The 19,240-nt window shown below is 61.7% G+C and carries 16 protein-coding genes; 9 read left to right on the top strand and 7 right to left on the bottom strand.

From position 1 onward, the window contains the following. Nucleotides 1-9: 9 nt before the first annotated feature. The 3 genes from V6R85_RS08845 to V6R85_RS08835 form a co-directional block, all read right to left on the bottom strand. Nucleotides 10-1,878, bottom strand: coding sequence for an ABC transporter ATP-binding protein (locus tag V6R85_RS08845; RefSeq protein ID WP_336377047.1), 1,869 nt, complete (start codon nucleotides 1,876-1,878; stop codon nucleotides 10-12). 124 nt (nucleotides 1,879-2,002) lie between these two features. Beyond that, nucleotides 2,003-3,853 carry an ABC transporter ATP-binding protein gene (locus tag V6R85_RS08840; protein WP_111834700.1) on the bottom strand — a complete coding sequence of 617 codons (1,851 nt, stop codon included), beginning with the start codon at nucleotides 3,851-3,853 and terminating at the stop codon, nucleotides 2,003-2,005. 380 nt (nucleotides 3,854-4,233) lie between these two features. Further along, nucleotides 4,234-5,109 carry a phosphodiesterase gene (locus V6R85_RS08835; RefSeq protein ID WP_111834699.1) on the bottom strand — a complete coding sequence of 292 codons (876 nt, stop codon included), beginning with the start codon at nucleotides 5,107-5,109 and terminating at the stop codon, nucleotides 4,234-4,236. Nucleotides 5,110-5,343: 234 nt separating this feature from the next. On the opposite strand from V6R85_RS08835, the gene V6R85_RS08830 reads away from it, so the two are divergent. Together V6R85_RS08830 and V6R85_RS08825 are read left to right on the top strand one after the other, a co-directional pair. Next, nucleotides 5,344-5,805: a tRNA (cytidine(34)-2'-O)-methyltransferase gene (locus tag V6R85_RS08830; RefSeq protein WP_020808686.1), complete on the top strand. Its 462-nt coding sequence runs from the start codon at nucleotides 5,344-5,346 to the stop codon at nucleotides 5,803-5,805. A 172-nt stretch (nucleotides 5,806-5,977) separates the two neighbouring features. Further along, on the top strand, nucleotides 5,978-7,630 hold the full coding sequence (locus V6R85_RS08825; RefSeq protein WP_111834698.1) for a Na/Pi cotransporter family protein: 1,653 nt from the start codon (nucleotides 5,978-5,980) through the stop codon (nucleotides 7,628-7,630). A gap of 9 nt (nucleotides 7,631-7,639) precedes the next feature. Here the strand turns inward: V6R85_RS08825 and V6R85_RS08820 are convergent, their stop codons facing one another. Beyond that, on the bottom strand, nucleotides 7,640-7,915 hold the full coding sequence (locus tag V6R85_RS08820) for a hypothetical protein (RefSeq protein WP_087744717.1): 276 nt from the start codon (nucleotides 7,913-7,915) through the stop codon (nucleotides 7,640-7,642). Between the two features lie 130 nt (nucleotides 7,916-8,045). Here V6R85_RS08820 and hemF point away from each other — a divergent pair, with 130 nt between their 5' ends. The 3 genes from hemF to V6R85_RS08805 all read left to right on the top strand — a co-directional run bounded on the left by hemF (nucleotide 8,046) and on the right by V6R85_RS08805 (nucleotide 9,667). Then, on the top strand, nucleotides 8,046-8,957 hold the full coding sequence (gene hemF / locus V6R85_RS08815; protein ID WP_111834697.1) for an oxygen-dependent coproporphyrinogen oxidase: 912 nt from the start codon (nucleotides 8,046-8,048) through the stop codon (nucleotides 8,955-8,957). Between the two features lie 122 nt (nucleotides 8,958-9,079). Continuing rightward, complete coding sequence (locus V6R85_RS08810; protein WP_020011380.1) at nucleotides 9,080-9,349, top strand: hypothetical protein; 270 nt, start codon at nucleotides 9,080-9,082, stop codon at nucleotides 9,347-9,349. 132 nt (nucleotides 9,350-9,481) lie between these two features. Next, entirely contained in the window at nucleotides 9,482-9,667 is a 186-nt protein-coding gene (locus V6R85_RS08805) for a DUF1059 domain-containing protein (RefSeq protein ID WP_003523091.1), read from the top strand. Nucleotides 9,668-9,693: 26 nt separating this feature from the next. Here the strand turns inward: V6R85_RS08805 and V6R85_RS08800 are convergent, their stop codons facing one another. Genes V6R85_RS08800 through V6R85_RS08790 form a run of 3 tightly spaced genes read right to left on the bottom strand, consistent with a single transcriptional unit; the run spans nucleotide 9,694 to nucleotide 12,211 of the window. Then, complete coding sequence (locus tag V6R85_RS08800) at nucleotides 9,694-10,950, bottom strand: CCA tRNA nucleotidyltransferase (protein ID WP_111834696.1); 1,257 nt, start codon at nucleotides 10,948-10,950, stop codon at nucleotides 9,694-9,696. Next, nucleotides 10,947-11,585, bottom strand: coding sequence for an NUDIX hydrolase (locus V6R85_RS08795; RefSeq protein ID WP_004430201.1), 639 nt, complete (start codon nucleotides 11,583-11,585; stop codon nucleotides 10,947-10,949). The genes V6R85_RS08800 and V6R85_RS08795 overlap by 4 nt, the downstream gene beginning before the upstream one ends. Further along, nucleotides 11,582-12,211 (bottom strand): DUF1285 domain-containing protein, encoded by a 630-nt coding sequence (locus V6R85_RS08790; protein WP_060725159.1) that lies wholly within the window; start codon nucleotides 12,209-12,211, stop codon nucleotides 11,582-11,584. The genes V6R85_RS08795 and V6R85_RS08790 overlap by 4 nt, the downstream gene beginning before the upstream one ends. Before the next feature lie 175 nt (nucleotides 12,212-12,386). Between V6R85_RS08790 and V6R85_RS08785 the strand changes: the two genes are divergently transcribed. From V6R85_RS08785 to V6R85_RS08770, 4 genes are read left to right on the top strand one after another with little or no spacing between them, the layout of a single operon-like run. After that, nucleotides 12,387-13,397 (top strand): AAA family ATPase, encoded by a 1,011-nt coding sequence (locus V6R85_RS08785; protein WP_004430195.1) that lies wholly within the window; start codon nucleotides 12,387-12,389, stop codon nucleotides 13,395-13,397. Nucleotides 13,398-13,422: 25 nt separating this feature from the next. Continuing rightward, nucleotides 13,423-14,337, top strand: a complete 915-nt coding sequence (locus tag V6R85_RS08780; protein WP_111834695.1) for a DUF58 domain-containing protein — start codon at nucleotides 13,423-13,425, stop codon at nucleotides 14,335-14,337. After that, nucleotides 14,334-17,144, top strand: coding sequence for a DUF4159 domain-containing protein (locus V6R85_RS08775; RefSeq protein WP_111834694.1), 2,811 nt, complete (start codon nucleotides 14,334-14,336; stop codon nucleotides 17,142-17,144). Before V6R85_RS08780 ends, V6R85_RS08775 begins: the two co-directional genes overlap by 4 nt. A gap of 1 nt (nucleotide 17,145) precedes the next feature. Beyond that, complete coding sequence (locus tag V6R85_RS08770; protein WP_111834693.1) at nucleotides 17,146-19,230, top strand: hypothetical protein; 2,085 nt, start codon at nucleotides 17,146-17,148, stop codon at nucleotides 19,228-19,230. Nucleotides 19,231-19,240 lie beyond the last annotated feature (10 nt).

The following is a 19,240-nucleotide window of genomic DNA, read 5'->3' as shown; positions in this document are numbered from 1 at the left end:
TCGAAGGCCTTACTGCGCCGCCTCGTCCGCAGCGAGGAAGCCGCCCGACTGCCGCGCCCAGAGTTCCGAATAAAGACCGCCCTGCGCGACCAGATCGGAATGGCTGCCCTGTTCCACGATGCGCCCCTGATCCATCACGATCAGTCGGTCGAGAGCCGCGATGGTCGACAGGCGGTGGGCGATGGCCAGAACCGTCTTGCCCTGCATCAGCTCATCCAGATTGCTCTGGATCGCCGCTTCCACCTCCGAATCGAGGGCCGACGTCGCCTCATCGAGCACGAGGATCGGCGCGTCCTTCAGCATCACGCGGGCAATGGCGATGCGCTGGCGCTGGCCGCCGGAAAGTTTCACGCCGCGTTCGCCCACATGCGCGTCGAACCCTTTGCGCCCACGTTGATCCTCGAGCCTTGCGATGAAGTCGTCCGCCTTGGCGCGGCGCGTCGCCTCCTGCAATTGCGCTTCGGTCGCGTCGGTGCGGCCGAACATGATGTTGTCTCTGATAGAACGGTGCAGCAGCGACGTATCCTGCGTGACCATGCCGATATGGGCGCGCAGCGATTCCTGTGTCACCCCGGCGATATCCTGACCGTCGATCAGGATACGGCCTTTTTCGACATCGTAGAAACGCAGGATGAGATTGACGAGGGTGGATTTTCCAGCGCCGGAGCGCCCGACGATGCCCACCTTTTCACCCGCCCTGATATCGAGATTAAGATGGTCGATGACGCCGTTCGCCCGCCCGTAATGGAAACTGACATTTTCGAAACGGATGCTCGGCTTCTTGACCTCCAGCGCCTTCGCGTCAGGCCCATCGACGAGACCGATCGGCTGCGAAATCAGCTCGGCGGCATTCTGCACCGTGCCGAAATTGCGCATGATGCCGTTGAACTGCGTCATCAACCGTCCGAGCAGGAAGTTGAGGCGCAGCACCAGCGCCAGCGTGAAGGCGACCGCACCCGAACTGATCCTGCCGGAAAGCCACAGATCGATGCAGAGCGCCGCCATGGAAGTGATCATCACGCCAGACAGCAGCGCCATGGAAGCGCGCACGCCGGTGATGAAGCGCGTGAACGTCATGGTCGCATGCTGGAAAATATCGAAGCCCTGCCGCATGTAGCGGTCATTGGCATCATCGCGCCCGAACAGCCGGAGCGTCTGGATATTGCTATAGGCATCCACCATGCGACCGGAAAGCATGGAGGCGGCTTCCGCCGTTTCTTTGGAATGGTAGCGGATGCGTGGCACGAAATAACGCGCCAGCAGCGAGAAGATCGCCACCCAGACGAGGACGACGACCGCAAGCCGCCAGTCCAGCCCACCGATCAGGAACAGCATGGAGACCGAATAAATGCCGACGAACCAGACGCTTTCCATCAGCGAAGTGACGAGATCGCCCGCCGCCTGCCCGCCCGACCAGACCTTGGTGACGATGCGGCCTGAAAAATCATTCTGGAAGAAGGTCAGCGATTGCCGCGCCACGTGCATATAGGATTGCCAGCGCACCAGATTGTAAAAGCCGGGCGTGATGATCTGCTGGTCCACCAACGCCGTCACCATGGTGACGATAAAACGCACGATGCCGATCAGCACCAGCATGCCGACCAGCTCGCCGCCGTGGGCCGCAAGCAGCCCTGCCCAGCCCTCTTCCGGCTTCACGGTGGCGAGAATATCGACGAGACGTCCGACGAACCAGAAAAGCGCCGCCTCGATGGCCGCCGTCAGCCCGCCCAGCACCAGCATGGCGAAAAAGGGCGCCTTGGCCTGCGAGATATAGAACCAGATGAAGGCCAACGTGCTTTCAGGCGGCCGCAAATCGTCCTTGCGGGCGAAGGGCTTTATCCAGTTCTCGAAAAACTCGAAGATGCGGGTAATAACCATGATCCGGATATAGGAGGATTCCCGGAGCGGGAACAGCCGCCGAGGCTGCGGGAAGAGATTATATTTCGGTAACATTGCCCAAATGAAAAAGAGCGGGGAATGTTCCCCGCCCTTTCGCTTTTCCTCACTCAGCGGCCACTTCCGCCTCATGGTCGGCGATGAAGCCGCCGGACTGGCGCCGCCACAGGTCGGCATAAATGCCGCCCATTGCCGCCAGTTCCGCATGGCTGCCCGCTTCCACGATCCGGCCCTTGTCGAGAATGATGAGCCGGTCCATCTCGGTCAGCGTCGAAAGGCGGTGGGCGATCGCAATCACCGTCTTGCCTTCCATCAGCGAGAACAGGTTCTCCTGGATCGCCGCCTCGACTTCGGAGTCGAGCGCCGATGTCGCCTCGTCCAGCACCAGGATCGGGGCATTCTTGAGGAAGACGCGGGCGATCGCGATACGCTGGCGCTGACCGCCGGAGAGCTTGACACCACGTTCACCCACCTGGGCATCGAGGCCCTGACGACCGTGCATGTCGACAAGCGTCTCGATGAAGTCCCAGGCATTTGCCCGCTTCGCCGCCGCAATCACCTGTTCGTCGGTGGCCTCGGGGTGGCCGTAGGCGATGTTGTCGCGGATCGAGCGGTGCAGCAGCGAGGTATCCTGCGTCACCACCCCGATCAGCTCGCGCAGGCTGTCCTGCGACACCTTCGAGATGTCCTGGCCGTCGATGGTGATCCTGCCGCCTTCCAGATCGTAGAAGCGCAGAAGCAGGTTCATCAGCGTCGTCTTGCCCGCACCCGAGCGCCCGACCAGACCGACCTTCTCGCCCGGCTTGATATCGAGCGTCAGCCCGTCGATCACGCCCTTGTTCTTGCCGTAGTGGAAGCGGACGTTGTCGTAACGGATGGCGCCCTGCGGGGCGGCAAGCTCAGGCGCCTTGGGAACATCTACGATATCGTGCGGCTTCGTCATCATCGACATGCCGTCATAGACCGTGCCGATATTTTCGAACAGCGAGGTGACTTCCCACATGATCCATTGCGACATGCCGTTGACGCGCATGGCAAGGCTGATGGCGATGGCGACCGAACCGGCCGTGACCGAACCCTGCATCCAGAAATAAAGACCGAGCGTTGCAGTGGAAAACAGCACGACCGCATTGTTGAGGTCGATCAGGATGTTGAAGCCGGAAATCTTGCGCATCTGGCGGTGAACGGTCCCGAGAAACACGTTCATGCCCTCGCGCGCATATCTTTCCTCGCGGCCCGCATGGGAAAACAGCTTTATCGTCGAGATGTTGGTGTAGCTGTCGACGATCCGCCCCGTCATCATCGAGCGCGCATCGGCCTGTTCCTGCGCCAGCCGGCCGAGTTTCGGCACGAAATAAGCAAGAATTCCCATATAGATGCCGAGCCAGACCAGCAGCGGAATGACCAGCCGCCAGTCCGCCGCCGCAACCATGAACAGCATCGAAACGACGAAGCTGATCGCGTAGACGAACACGTCGATCACCTTCAGCGCCACTTCGCGGATCGCCAGCGCCGTCTGCATCACCTTGGTCGAAACCCGGCCGGCAAACTCGTTGGCGAAGAAGTTCATGGAGTGGCGTAGCAGGAAACGATGCATCTTCCAGCGCGCGATCATGCCGAAATTGCCGGCAAGCGTCTGGTGCATCGTCATGGTATGGATCGCGCCCATCAGCGGCAGCAGGAATAGCACCAGCCCGGCCATGACGATCAGATGCCACCCCTCGTCGGCAAAAAACGTCTCGCGATTGGCCGTGGAAAGCCAGTCGACGATATTGCCGAGGAATTTATAGAGCATGGCTTCGGCAATGGCGATGCCCATGGACATCAGGCCAAGCAGCAGCAGCCATGGCCATGCGGGCTTCACATAGTGCCACAGGAACGGCAAAAGCTTCTTTGGCGCCACGGAGGGCGCCGAAGCGGGAAAGGGATCGAGGCGTTTTTCAAACCAGCCAAACATAGGCCAAGCTCCGGCAATCAATCGCTCCATCGTGACATGGTGAGCGGACACAAATATGGCTCACGACGGAACGGAAAAGTCTTTGAACATGGCCGCAACAGCCACATGGTGAGTCGAAATATGGGAAACGCGGCCGGGCCGCAGAGTAACACCTAGGCCAGCAGCGGAACTACTGGGGCCGGGAGGCGAATACGAATGTCATTTGGCATGAGAACCTCCCTTGGCTGGTGTTGAAGACATGGCCTTGTAGCGCAAAAATTAAGCAATGACCAGCCGGAAAGACACCGAATACGCGAGAAAACACGCAAGTGCATCCTATATGGCGAACGGACGGAGATGACCCGCAAGGTCTCCGCCCGTTAAACGATGCCGACATCGCCTTATTCGGCTGCGTCCTGCGCTTCGCCGCTTTCATAGTCCGCAATCAACTCGGCCATTCCGGCCTGCGTATGACGCTTCAATTCCCGACGATCGCTGGGCTGGGGCGCAAAAGTCACGGTCAGGCCCGTATCCCTTATCGTGCCGATGGCGAAAGACGCGCCGGACACCATGCGCACGCCCTCATGCAGCCATAGCGGGTCAGTGGCGAAATGCTGGCCGATGCCGACCACGACGGGAATACCCTGCCAGTGCGACATGCGGTCGTAATGGATGTGGCCCGCCAGAATGCCGACGACATCATGCTCGAACAGCAGCTCGTCCAGAATCTCGGTATCGTCAAAGGAGAGGGATTCCCACTCCGCATCGGGACGGTCGAAATCAAGCGCCGGCGCATGGTGCATCACCAGCAGCTTCGGCAGTTCGGGGTGGTTTTCCAGCTCATCCTCGAGCCATTCGATCTGCCCGGGCTCGAAAGCCCCGCCGACCTTGCCGGGAATGCTTGTATCCATGACGATGATGTGGATGCCGGCAATGACTTCGGCATGATCATAGGGCTCATCCAGATCCTCATGGCGACCGAGCATCACCGGATAAAAACCATCGCGACGATCGTGATTGCCGAGCGCGAAGAGCACCGGCACATCCAGTTCGGCTTGCGCCATCAGGCGCTTGAGTTCTTCATAGCTGCCGGCATCGCCCCTATTGGTCAAATCGCCGCTGACGACGATGAATTCAGGCGGCGGCACGAGCGCCTTGATCTGCGCGAGCGTCGCGGAAAGCGTGGCCGAGGTCTCGGAATAAAGATCATCATCCTGCACCTGCGGATTGCCAATATGCAGATCGGTCAGATGGACGAAATTCACCCGTTCGGACATGGAATCCTCCTGTTGTCGCGTGCAGAAAATCCGACTCGAAATGGCCTGTCCCGACCATTCATGATCGTCCGGACAGACCTGACAATGTGTTGGTGAATGGGTAGCTGCGCTGTGTGTCACGCGAATGAATATCCGCTCGGGAACAACGCCTGGGAGGGACTTTTCCCAACGCACCTGTCGCTCGCCCCGCGCCCGTGATAATCGGACGGACGCTCCAACCGCAGTGAGAAGTCCATGCCCGACATCAGGATTGCCCTTTACCAGCCCGATATTCCCGGCAATACCGGCACCATCCTGCGGCTGGCCGCGTGTCTAGGCCTCGGCGTGGACATCATCGAGCCGGCCGGTTTCGATATTTCCGACCGCAATCTGAAACGGGCGGGCATGGATTATATTGCAGCGGCGGCGCTCACGCGCCATGTCAGCTGGGACCGTTTCGAGCAATGGCGGGCAACCACCGGCCGCCGGCTCGTTCTCGCCTCCACCAAGGCCGCCCTGCCCTATACTGACATCACTTACCGCACGGATGATATCCTGCTTTTCGGCCGTGAAAGTGCTGGCGTACCGGACCATGTGCATGAAAAGGCGGATGAGCGAATCATCATCCCGATGGTCGAGGGCCAGCGCTCCATCAACGTCGCCATGTCGGCGGCGATGATCACCGGCGAGGCTTTGCGCCAGACGGCATGGGCGTAAGCGCCATCTTTAACGCCAATTTTTCGGGCAAATACAAAATTTGACCGTTTTTACTTCAAAACTGTCGCAACCCGGCCTGTACCGGGGGCGTTGAGGCTCCTATACTCTTTAGCCGGACAATAAAAATCGCCCTCGCCGGAACCATGCCCCGGCGGGTGTGAGGAGACGTCGCATGCAATCCACCATTGTCATCGTCAACCTTCTCGGCGCAGTCGCACTGCTGCTGTTCGGTCTGTCCCAGGTCAAGGACGGCGTTACCCGCGCTTTCGGCATGAAACTGCGAAGCGTGCTGGCCACCGGCACCCAGAACGGTCCACGTTCCTTCTTTTCCGGATTTTTTGCGACGGTAGCGCTGCAAAGCTCGACGGCGACCGCGCTCACCGTCGCCTCCTTTGCCGAGCGTGACCTCATCAAGCCGCGCATGGCGCAGGTGGTGCTGCTCGGCGCCAATGTCGGCACCGCCGTTACCGCATGGATCGTGGCGGCCGGGGTGGAATGGCTGTCGCCGTTGCTGATCCTTGCCGGCATCGTACTGAAAAAGGGCAGTTCCAACGCCAGACAGGGCGGCGGGACAGCGCTGATCGGCATCGGCCTGATGCTTCTGTCGCTGCATCTTCTGAGCGGCGCGACCGAGCCGATGCGGGCCTCGCCGGCGCTCGGCGTCTTTATCGGGCTCCTTGATGGAGCATGGCCCGTCGCGCTGATCTTCTCCGCCGTGCTCGCCTTCGTCTCCTCTTCCAGCCTCGCGGTCGTGGTGCTCATCCTGTCGCTGGCCGCCACCGGCACGCTTTCCACCGGCCTCATCATCGTTCTCATTCTCGGCGCCAATCTCGGCGGCGCCATTCCGCCTGTTATCGCCACGCTTTCCGGCCCCGCCTCGGCGCGGCGCATCACCATCGGCAATCTTGTCGTGCGCACCATCGGCTGCCTCATTGCCATGCCGCTCGCCTCCTATGGCGCGGAACTCCTGCAGCAATTGCCGCTTTCGCCCACGAAATTGCCTGTTGATGCCCACCTCATCTTCAACGTCATTCTGGCGGCGCTGGCCTGGCCCTTCTCTGGCCTGATATCCGACCTGATGGCGAAACTGGTGCCGGGCGATCCCAAGGCTGAAGACGGCCCGAATTTCCTCGACCAGCAGGCGCTGGATATGCCGGTTGTCGCGCTTGCCAATGCTACCCGTGAGGTCCTGAGCGTCGGCGACAGCATCGAGCGGATGCTGATCCGCGCCGAAAACGCCTTCAAGCACAATGATCTGGCGCCGCTTCAGGAAGTCTCCCTGCTCGAAAAAAAGGTCGACCGCCGTCAGCAGGAGGTGAAGGTCTATCTGTCGCAACTGGGGCGCAAGGGGCTTTCCGACGAGGAAGCCCGCCGTTCGATCGCCATCATCGATTACGCGATCAATCTCGAACATATCGGCGATATCATCGAAAAGGGCATCTGCGAGCAGATCCGCAAGAAGGTGCTGAACAGCTTCAAATTTTCCGACGACGGTTATGAGGAGCTGAAGACGCTGTTCGACATGACCATCGAAAATCTGCGCGCTGCCCAGAGTATTCTGGTGACTGGTGATTTCGATCTCGCCCGCCGGCTGATGGAAAGCAAGGTGGATATACGCCGCCTCGAAAAGCTGTCCTCAAACCGCCATCTGGAGCGGCTGCGCGACGGACTGACGGAAAGCATGCAGACCAGTTCGCTGCATCTAGACATGCTGCGGGATTTGAAGCGCATCAACGCCCATATTGTTTCGGTGGCGCATCCCATTCTGGATGAAAGCGGCGTGCTGATCGAAAGCCGCCTGCGTTACGCCGAACCTCACTCCTGAAGGAAAATCTCAGTCAGCCGAGGGAAGCCGCCGCATGGTGAATTCTATGCGGTCGCCTTCCAGCTGCCGCCAGCTTTCCACTTCCGTCCAATAGGCCGCTTTGGGAAAGCTGTCGAACCATTCGCGCGCCTTGGCGCGGGCTTCCTCGCGGCCGAGACAGAAGGTCTGGCGCACGAACATGCCGTCACGCTTTTGTTCACCGCCGGCGCTTTCGCGTTCCTTGCGATGATTGGCGATCCTGCGCCTCAGCCCATCAAGGGGCGGCGGTCCGGCAAATTTCGTCATGATATTCACCTCTGGCACCTACATCGATAAAGATAGTGTCGGCGCGCCGCCTTGGCGAGTCGTATTTGTGCGCGGCGCAAACACCTGCTAGAGGCGGCGGGAGCAGACTTCACCGCAGGAGAAAGAAGATATGGAACGGCCAATCTTGCCGAAGGGCTTGCCCGAGGACATCGAAGACAAGAAGGCCACAGCCGAAGCCTGGTTCCAGCATCTGCGCGACACCATCGTCGCCTCCTTCGAGACCCTGGAAAACGATCTTACCGGCCCTCTTTCCGATCAGGAGCCCGGCCGTTTCGTGCAGAAAGACTGGCTGCGCGACAATGGCGAAGGCGGCGGCGGCAAGATGTCGATGATGGAAGGCCGCGTCTTCGAGAAGGTCGGCGTGCACACCTCCACCGTCCATGGCGAGTTTTCGCCCGAGTTCCGCAAGCAGATACCGGGTGCGGAAGAAGACCCGCGCTTCTGGGCCTCCGGCCTTTCGCTCATCGCCCATCCGGTCAATCCCAATGTGCCCGCGGTACATATGAATACCCGCATGGTCGTCACCACCAGCCACTGGTTCGGCGGCGGCGCGGACCTGACGCCGGTTCTCGGTCGTCGGCGGACGGAACAGGACCCGGACACCCAGCTTTTCCATCGCGCCTTCGAAATCACCTGCAACCGCCATCCGGTTGCCGATTACCCGCGATACAAGACGTGGTGCGACGAGTATTTCTTCCTGAAGCACCGCAATGAACCACGCGGCACCGGCGGCATCTTTTTCGACTGGCTGCACGCTGATGAGGAAAAAGGCGGCTGGGACGCCAATTTCACCTTCGTGCAGGATGTCGGCCGCGCCTTCAATCTCGTTTATCCGAAAATCGTCCGCGCCAATTTCAACCAGAACTGGACGGAAGAGGACCGCGACGAGCAGCTTATCCGCCGCGGTCGCTATGTGGAATTCAACCTGCTTTATGACCGCGGCACGATCTTCGGCCTGAAGACGGGCGGCAACGTTGAATCGATTCTGTCCTCGCTGCCGCCGGTGGTGCGCTGGCCTTAAAAAATCTCACGCAAATTTGACGCTCATCAGCCATTTTGTCGCAAATAGCGCAAATTAGGACTTATGGAAAAATCAAGGCAGTGGTAGTCTCCTCCCGCAGACGTACTGGAGGAGCTATCGTCATGATTACTTCGAACAGCATGCCTATCTCTGCTTCCGTCGAGGAAGCGCCGCAATCCATCGATACCCCTGATCTGATCGACCGTCTGGCAGCGGAAATGCGCGCCACGGGTGATCGTGAACTGCCGCATTCCTTTTATGTCGAACAGGTGAAACGCTCCCTTGCCGGACAAAAAACGGCACGGCGGGCAGCCAATGACGAAATGCCTCGTACAAAAATTCCGGCAGCTGGCACATCCTCTGTGTTCCAGTGCTGGGCAATGCCCGAATAGGGGGCCCGAATAGGGGCCCGAACAGGGTTGAAGGACGCCGCTCTGGAACATAAGCGGCGAACTTTCGTTTCATGACCGAAGGACAGCATGTCACTTCAATGCTGTCCTTCGCTGAAACAGGGAGGCAAGACCATGAGACTTTTTGAATGCGGAACGCTCGTGCCCGGCTGTGCCTGGCATACGCGCGCAGATGACGACGCTGAAGTCGTCCGCCGCACGGTGGAGCACATGCGCTCGGCCCACGGCGAAACCGTCATCCGCGAAAACATGATCGAGAACATCAAATCCCGCATCCGCGACGAAGCGAATGCGGCGTAAGCCGCAACGCCTTCGTTGCTGCGACTTCAATTCTCCAGCATATCCTTCAGCCGGGCGGTCAGCGCTGCCCGGTCAAGGGAGAAATTGACGTCGATCCACTTTTCCTCAAGGCTTTTCAGCACTTCGCCCACCTTCGGGCCAGCCTCGACGCCTGCCGCCATCACATCCACGCCGCTCAGGGGGAATCCGGGCTTGTGGAATTTTTCCGCCCGCGCCAGCAGGGTCGAAAGCCGCGCCACCTTCTGCATGGCCGTGTCGCCAGCCGAAACATCTGCACGGGCGGCGGCAAGCGCAAGCTTCAGCCGTGTCTTCACCCCTTCTACACCCTGACGGTAAAGCAGCCGGTCAAGCGCCGTCTCCTTCAGTTCGGGGTCAGCCGCCGGTGCCGAAGCCCAATGGGTAAGATAGGCAGCTTCGGCCTTTGACAGCCGGAGGCGCGCGGCAAGGGCGACCAGCCTGTCCCTATCGGGCGGCAGGATGGCGGAAAGCCGCAGCATCGGGTCCACCGCCCAGCCAAGAGCCTGTTCCGTCGCCACCAGCCCGTGAATGGCGTCGATACCCCATTTCTCGGTCTCGGGAAGAATTTCCGTCAGCACACCCGATTGCCGCATCCATAAAAGAGCGCGGGAGGGATCGCGCGCGGAAAGCAGCTTTTTCAGCTCGCTCCAGACCCGCTCGGCCGAAAGGGTGCCCAGCTTGTCCTTGGCCCGCGCGCTGGCCCGCAAGCCATCGGCATCAGGACGGCCGGAGCCGTAGTGGGCGAAAAAGCGGAAAAAGCGCAGAATCCGCAGGTAATCTTCCGAAATCCGCATCGCCGCATCGCCGATGAAGCGCACGGTTCCGGTTTCGATATCGGGTAGCCCATTGATAAGATCGATGATCTCGCCCTTTTCATCGGCATAAAGAGCATTGATGGTGAGATCGCGCCGCTCGGCGTCGGTCTGCCAGTCGGTGCCGAAAGCCACCTGTGCATGACGCCCATTGGTCTCGACATCACGGCGCAGCGTCGTTACCTCGAAACCTTCGCCATCGATCACCAGCGTTACCGTGCCGTGCTCTATGCCTGTTGGAACCGCCTTGATGCCCGCAGCCTTCGCCCGCGCCACCACCACATCGGGGGTGAGCGTCGTCGCCAGGTCGACATCGACGACCGGCAGGTCCATCAGCGCATTGCGCACCGCGCCGCCGACGATCCGCACCTCGCCGCCATCGGCATTCAGAAGCGCAAAGATGCGCTTCAGCGCCGGTTTTTCGAACCAGTCCCGCCCGGCAAGGCTGCTCATGAATAAAACCTCTCGTAAATCGTCCTGACGATGCCCGCCGTAATGCCCCAAATGTAGCGTTCGCCATAGGGCATTTCATAGAAAAACCGCTCCTTCCCCTGAAAGATGCGGCTGCCGCGCCCGTGATTGGCCGGGTCCATCAGGAAGGACAGCGGCACCTCGAAAACCTCATCCACTTCCGTTGGATTAAGCGTCAGGTCAAAACCGGGACGGACGACCGACAGTACCGGCTTGATGCGAAAACCCGTCCCGGAAATATAGTCCGGCAGGCGCCCCACCGTTTCCACGAAAGACCTGGAAAGGCCGATTTCCTCTTCCGTTTCGCGCAGGGCCGCCTCCTCCGGCGTGCGGTCTTCGGCATCGATGCCGCCGCCCGGAAAGGAAATCTGGCCGGAATGTTTGCGCAAAGTGGAGGTGCGCTGGGTGAAGATCACCCGCGCATCGTTGCCGTCATCGATAACGGGCACCAGCACGGCGGCATCCTTCAGCCTGATGCCGTTCCCAGAGAGAACCACGCCCGGATTGAGCACATGGTCGCCATTTTCGCGCTCGGCCACGCCCTCGCCTTCCTGCAACACCCGGCGGCGGAAATCGCTAGCGGTAAAAGCCTTGAGGCCCGTTGTCGTCATAGTCATTGCGAAAGCCGTTCCAATTCATTGGCGGGCATCACCGGAAAGACGACCCCGCCCGAGCGTACGGCGAACATGTCGATACCATCAACGTCGATCACTTCACCGAGCGCAACGAGATCATACATCACCGCCCGCGAGATCAGTGCCTCCAGCCGGCCGCGCACCAGAAGATAGGGTTTCAATTCGCGGTTCTCACCGAAAATTTCAAACCGCAGCGGATACTCCGGCCCCGCCTCCACCACATCACCGACATTGGTGCGGAAGGTGAGCAGCGGCTCGCCATCCTTCTCACCCGCGGTCACCTTCATTTCGACGGCGACGAAAGGCGCATCGACGACCCGGATGCCGACTTTTTCCACAGGAGTTACGAGATAGGTTTTGCCGTCCTCATCCTTGCGCAGAACGGTGGAAAACAGCCGCACCAGCGGCGCCCTACCAATGGGCGTGCCGAGGTAGAACCATGTGCCGTCGGCGCGGATTTCCATGTCGAGATCGCCGCAAAAGGGCGGATTCCAGCGTTCCACCGGGGCCGGCCCGCGTTTGGCATCGCCAGTCTGTTCGGCGGCGCGGGAAATCATCGCCGCCAGCCCCGCCGCATCACCTGCCGAATTTATCGTCTCCGCTGCCATATTCGAGTCTCGCTTTGCCGATAAGGAAATACTAAGTCACGACATAGTCATTCGAATGGCGCTTGTCAGCGGCCAAGAGAGCAATAAGCTATATGCAGCGCAAAATCCGTCCCGGCCAGCGGCCAGCAAAACCGGGATGCGACTGTGACAGCGGCGAAGGTATGAGGAGAGCGACATGGGCGTGATGAATACCGGCGAAACCCTCGATGAAAAGGCCATCGTCGCCTCGGCCGAAAAGGCGCTTTCCGACATTGCGGCCATCCGCACGGAAGTCTCCAAGGTCATTTTCGGCCAGGAAAAAGTGGTGCAGAACACGCTTCTCGCCATCCTCTCGGGCGGCCACGCATTGCTCGTCGGTGTTCCCGGCCTTGCCAAGACCAAGCTCGTCACCACGCTCGGCACCGTGCTCGGCCTCGATGCCAACCGCATCCAGTTCACGCCTGATCTCATGCCGTCGGATATTCTCGGCTCCGAAGTCATGGATCAGGACGAAAACGGCCGCCGTTCCTTCCGTTTCATCAAGGGCCCGGTTTTCGCGCAATTGCTGATGGCCGATGAAATCAACCGCGCCAGCCCGCGCACGCAGTCCGCTCTTCTGCAGGCCATGCAGGAATATCACATCACCATGGCCGGCCAGACCTATGAGCTGCCGAAGCCGTTCCACGTCCTGGCCACCCAGAACCCGCTGGAACAGGAAGGCACCTATCCGCTGCCCGAAGCCCAGCTCGACCGCTTCCTGCTTCAGGTGGATGTCGGTTATCCCGAACTTGCCGCGGAGCGCCAGATCCTGCTCGATACGACAGGCACCGCCTCTGGCGAAGCACGCGGCGTGATCGATGCCGAACGCCTGATGGAAGTTCAGGCCCTCATCCGCCAGATGCCGGTCAGCGACAAGGTCGTGGACGCGATCCTTTCGCTCGTCCGTTCCGCCCGCCCCGGCCATGGCAACAAATTGACCGACAAACACGTTGTCTGGGGCCCGGGCCCGCGCGCAGGACAGTCGCTGATGCTGACCGCCCGCGCCCGTGCGCTCTATGAAGGCAGGCTCGCACCGTCGCTGGACGATGTCTATGCGCTCGCCGAGCCGGTGCTGGAACACCGCATGGCGCTGACGTTTGCGGCCCGCGCCGAAGGCATGTCGGTGCGCGATGTCATCGCAGCCCTCGTGGAGCAGGCGAAGAACTGAACGCACGTTCGCGAAAGGACTGCATGTGGCATCCATCGGCCAGATCGTAGACAAGACGCCGGGTAGCGAAGTTCTGGCGCGTGCGCGCCAGCGCGCCGCACTGGTGCCGGACTGCATGGTCGAGGCAAAACGCATCGCCAACACCGTCACCGCCGGCTGGCACGGCCGCCGCAAGCGCGGCACCGGTGAGAATTTCTGGCAATTCCGCCCCTATGCCGAAGGCGAGAGCCTGTCGCGCATCGACTGGCGGCGCTCGGCCCGCGACGATCATACCTATGTGCGTGACCGGGAATGGGAAGCCGCCCACACCATCTGGCTCTGGGCCGACATGTCGCCGTCGATGATGTTCAAATCCACCCTCGGCTCCGTTTCCAAGGAAAGCCGGGCGCTGGTGCTGATGCTGGCGCTGGCGGAAATCCTTGCGCGCTCGGGCGAGCGCATCGGCTGCCCCGGCATCATGGAGCCGGTCTCGGCCAGAAATGCCGCCGAACGGCTGGCCACCGCCATCATGCATGCGCCGCTGACAACAGGCATGCCGGAAACGGGCATGATCCGCGGCGCGAGCGATATCGTCCTCATCGGCGATTTTCTCGATGATGCGAAAAATGTGATGGAGCGGATTTCGCCACTCGCGCGGCGGGGCTTACGTGGCCATGTGGTGGAAATCGCCGATCCGGCCGAGGAAACCTTCCCTTATTCCGGCCGCACCGAATTCACTGATCCGGAAACCGGCGAAAAACTCGTGTCCGGCCGCGCCGAAACCATTCGCGAGGACTACACTCGCGCCTATCTCGCAAGGCGCGAGGCCTTGTCCTCATCGCTGCGCCGTCTCGGCTGGAACTTCGTGTTCCACCGCACCGATCACCTCGCTTCCGAGGCGCTCGTCGCTGTTCACATGTATCTTTCCGGCGCGCCCGCGCAAGGCGGTGGCCATCGATGAGCGCGTTGCCTTTCGTGTTTACCAGCCCCTACATCCTCTTCGGCCTTCTGGCGCTGCCCGCCATCTGGTGGCTGCTGCGGCTCACGCCGCCGCGCCCCAAGGCGGAAGTCTTTCCGCCGCTGAAGATTCTGGCGACGGTGCTGAAACGCGAGGAAACGCCGTCGAAAAGCCCGTGGTGGCTGACCCTTCTGCGCATGGCGCTCGCCGCCGCCGTGATTTTTGCCTTGGCGGACCCGGTCGTGAACCCGCGCAACAGCAGCATCGCCGGCAGCGGTCCGCTGGTGCTCGTGGTCGATAATAGCTGGGCCTCCGCGCCCGACTGGGAGCGGCGCGTGGCAACCGCGCAAGCTCTGATCGGAGATGCCGAACGGGCTGAACGCCCGGTTTCCATCGTTTTCACCGCCGACGCCGAACATGACGCCGTGCCGGGAACGACAGCCGTGGCGCTGGACAAGCTCGCCGCAGCAAAACCGAAGCCGCTGGTTCCCGATCGTATCCGCACGGCAGAGGCCATCACCGAAGCGCTGAACGGTACGCCCCCCGGCACGCTCGCCTATATCACCGATGGCGTGCAGAGTGCGCAGGATGAAAGCGCGATGAGAACGCTTGCCAGCCTCTCGCCCGCCGAATTCCGCATCGTGAAGGGCGATGGCAAGGCGATCACCGCCATATCAGGCGCCACCAACAATGCCGACGCCATGAGCGTCACGCTTTCACGGCTGGATACCGCCGAAGCCGCGCGGCTGACCGTGAATGCGCAGGACAGCCAGGGCCGCATCCTCGCCAATGGCACCGCCAGCTTCGCGCCCGGCGAGGCCGAGACGACGGCGACGGTGGAAGCGCCCTTCGAACTGCGCAACGATTTCGCCCGCCTTTCCCTCGAAGGTGTCTCGACGGCGGGTGCGGTGCATCTTCTCGATGACGGCTTCCGCCGCCGCCGCGTGGCGCTGCTGGCCGGCGAAACCGGCAATGATTTCCAGCCGCTGCTGCAGCCGCTTTATTATATCAGCCGCGCCCTGCAGCCTTTTGCCGATCTCATTCCGCAGCGGCAGGCCGATCTGGCGCAGGCGATCCCGGAAATCCTGCAATCCAACCCCTCCGTCATCGTCATGGCTGATATCGGCCGCCTGCCGCAGGAAACCTATGAGCCGATGCAACGGTGGCTGGCCGGCGGCGGCACGCTGATCCGTTTTGCCGGACCGCGCCTTGCCGCGGCCCCAGCCGACGATCCGCTGGTGCCGGTAACACTCAGGCAGGGCGAGCGTGCGCTCGGCGGCGCGCTCTCCTGGGCCGAGCCGCAGCCGCTTGCCGATTTCCCGAGTTTTGGCGCCTTCGCCGGCATGCCGAAGGCCGATGGCATTCTCGTCAAACGCCAGGTTCTGGCCGAACCGACACCGGATCTGGCTGAGCGCACCTGGGCCAGCCTTGCCGATGGCACGCCGCTCGTCACCACCCGTAACGTCGAGGCAGGCCGCATCGTGCTCTTCCATGTCAGCGCCGAAGCAAGCTGGTCCGACCTGCCGATCTCAGGCCATTTCGTCGATATGCTGCGCCGTATCGTGCAATTGTCGAAGGCGGGCGGCGCTTCCGCCAACGCCAATGCCCCGGCGGCCGCCCTGCCGCCCTTCCGGCTGCTCACGGCCGAAGGCGCACTGTCGGCCGAAATCGGCACTGCCCGGCCGCTCGAAATGCGCGCCGGCCAGCCGCCCCGCACCGGTTTCGACAATCCCCCCGGCCTTTACGGCACAGAGGATGGTTTCGTGGCTCTCAATCTCTTAGCCGCTGGTGCGACGCTGCGCCCCCTCGACACGTCGGCCGCCGGTATCAGCACGTCAAACGAAGCGCTGATCGGCGAAACGGCAAAATCCCTGCGCCCCGCCCTCTTCATCGCCGCCTTCCTGATGCTGATTGCCGATAGCCTGATCGTGCTCTTCATGAACGGCGCATTCGCCCGCCTGCCAAAAGCCCGCAGCGCCACCGCCGCCACCCTGCTTCTGGCGCTTGGCGCCTTTGCCACCATGTCGCCAACGGACGCGCGCGCCGACGATCCGAAACCCGGCGACGAGCAGATATTCGAGCGGCTGGACACTACGCATCTCGCCTATGTCCACACCGGTGAAGACGATGTCGACCGCATTTCCGAGCAGGGCCTGCAGGGTCTCAGCGAATTCCTGACCTGGCGCACGACGCTGGAGCCCGGCCAGCCGGTCGGTCTCGATATTTCCAAGGATGAATTGTCCTTCTATCCCATCATCTACTGGCCGGTTTCCGCCACGGCACCGATGCCGTCAAGCGCCGCCATCTCGCGTATCGACGCCTACATGCGCGCCGGCGGCACGGTACTGTTCGATACGCGCGACCAGTTCTCTTCGCTCGACACCGGCGCGACCAGCCCTAACGGCGAACGCCTGCAAGCGATCCTCGCCAATATCGACATTCCGCCCTTGGAGCCCGTGCCGGAAGACCATGTTCTGACGCGCTCTTTCTACCTGCTCACCAATTTCCCCGGTCGTTACAACGGCTCGCCGCTCTGGGTGGAATCGCGGCAGGGCGCGGCCAAGACCACGTCGGGCCTTTCCTCCTCCGGTGATGGCGTGACGCCGATCATGATCACGGGCAATGATTTTGCCGGTGCATGGGCCGTCGATGCGCAGGGCGCGCCGGTTCTGCCCACCGTGCCGCCGGACGAGATGCAGCGCGAACACGCCTTCCGCTCCGGCGTCAACATCATGATGTATATGCTGACCGGCAACTACAAGGCCGATCAGGTCCACGTTCCCGCACTTCTCGAACGGTTGGGGCAGTGACATGACATTGACCTTCGCCCCCTTCCTGCCGTGGATCGTAATCGCCGTTCTGGCAGTCGCAGCCCTCGCCCTTTCCTTCATCGGCCTGTGGCGCGGCGTGCGCGGTGCATGGCTGCGCGGGCTGGCGCTTGCCGCGCTGCTTGCCGCCATCGCCAATCCGCTCCTGACACAGGAGGAGCGCGAGCCGCTCTCCACCATCGTCCCCGTCATCGTCGACCGCTCGCAGAGCCAGGACGTGCAGGACCGGCCGCAGATGACCGATACGGCGCTGGAGACGCTGAAAGACCGGCTCTCGCGCTTCCCGCGCATCGAACCGCGCATTGTTGAAGTCCGCGACAATGGTGAGAGCGATTCCCCCTCGACACAGCTTTTCTCGGCGCTTTCCTCTGCCGTCTCGGATGTCTCACCATCCCGCGTCGGCGGCGCGATCTTCCTCAGCGACGGCCAGATTCACGATATTCCCAACGCCTTGCCCAATGCCGAACAGGCGCTGGGCTTCCGCGCGCCGGTCCATGGGCTGATCACCGGCAAGGCCGATGAATTCGACCGCCGTATCGAGATTGTCCGCGCCCCGCGCTTCGGCATCGTCAATGAAGAACAGCAGCTGACACTGCGCGTCTTCGATGACGGCCGCCCCGCCGGCGGCGGTTCCGCGGAAGTGACCGTGAAGATGAATGGCGAAGAAATCGCCACGCTGCAGGCCACGCCCGGCCAGCCGACGCCGTTCAGCTTCAAGGTTCCGCGTGGCGGCAACAATGTCATGGAGTTTTCCGTCGCCGAGCTTCCGGGCGAAGTGACGGCCGCCAATAACCGTGCCGTTCACCTCATCGAAGGCATACGACAGAACCTGCGCGTGCTGCTCGTTTCCGGCGAACCCCATGCCGGTGAACGCGCCTGGCGCAACCTCCTGAAATCCGACGCCTCGGTCGATCTGGTGCATTTCACCATTCTGCGCCCGCCCGAAAAACAGGACGGCACGCCCATCAACGAACTCTCGCTGATCGCCTTCCCGACCCGCGAACTGTTCGTTGAGAAGATCAATGATTTCGACCTCATCATCTTCGACCGCTACCAGCATCGCGGCGTGCTGCCGATCCTTTATTACGATTACATCGCCCAATATGTCGAAAAGGGCGGCGCGCTTTTGATCGCCGCCGGGCCGGAACATGCCGGTCAGGATTCGATCGCCATGACGCCTTTAGCCTCCGTGCTGCCGGCGCAGCCGACGGGTCAGGTGCATCAGGCCGCTTTTTACCCCCGTCTTTCGGAGGCGGGCAAGAAACACCCCGTCACTCGCGGGCTGGAAGGCTCCGGCAACGAGCCGCCGCAATGGGGCCGCTGGTTCCGCACCATCAGTGTCGACCCGCCGCAGGGCCAGACCGTGATGCTGGGCGACGGACAGGACCCGCTGCTGGTGCTGAACCGGCAGGGCGAAGGCCGTGTCGCCATGCTGCTGTCGGATCAGGGCTGGCTGTGGGCGCGCGGTTACGAAGGTGGTGGCCCGCATGTGGCGCTTTACCGCCGCATCGCCCACTGGCTGATGAAGGAGCCGGAGCTTGAAGAAGAGGCGCTGACGGCGCGCGCCAACGGCCGCACCCTGCAGATCACCCGCCAGACCATTGGCGACGATCCCGGTCAGGCGAGCGTGCGTTTCCCTTCCGGCAAAACGGAAAATATGGCCTTCACCAGCGCCGAGCCCGGTCTTTACAGGATCGAGCGCCGCATGGATGAAACCGGCCTGTTCGAAATCAAGAACGGCGATTTCACCACCCTCGTCCATGTCGGCGCGGTGGATGCACCGGAATTCAAGGCGATGATTTCGACGACCGAAACCCTGAAACCGCTGGCAGACGCCACCAAGGGCAGCGTGCACCGTGTCGCCGATAGTTCCGGCCGTATCGCGCTGCCCGATATATTGCCCGTCCGCGGCGATATCAGGGTTGCCGATGAGGATCGCATGCTGATACGCATGACCGACGAGACGGTGCTGAAAGGCGTCAACACCCTGCCGCTCTTTGCCGGTTTTGCCGGGCTTGCCGCCCTGCTGCTCGCCTTCTCCGCGCTCTGGTGGCGTGAGGGCCGGTAAGGGCGTTTCG

Origin of the sequence: Agrobacterium sp. CCNWLW32 (assembly GCF_037083425.1) — a bacterium.
Classification (GTDB): Bacteria; Pseudomonadota; Alphaproteobacteria; order Rhizobiales; family Rhizobiaceae; genus Agrobacterium; species Agrobacterium radiobacter.
This window is presented reverse-complemented; position numbering and strand designations above follow the sequence as displayed.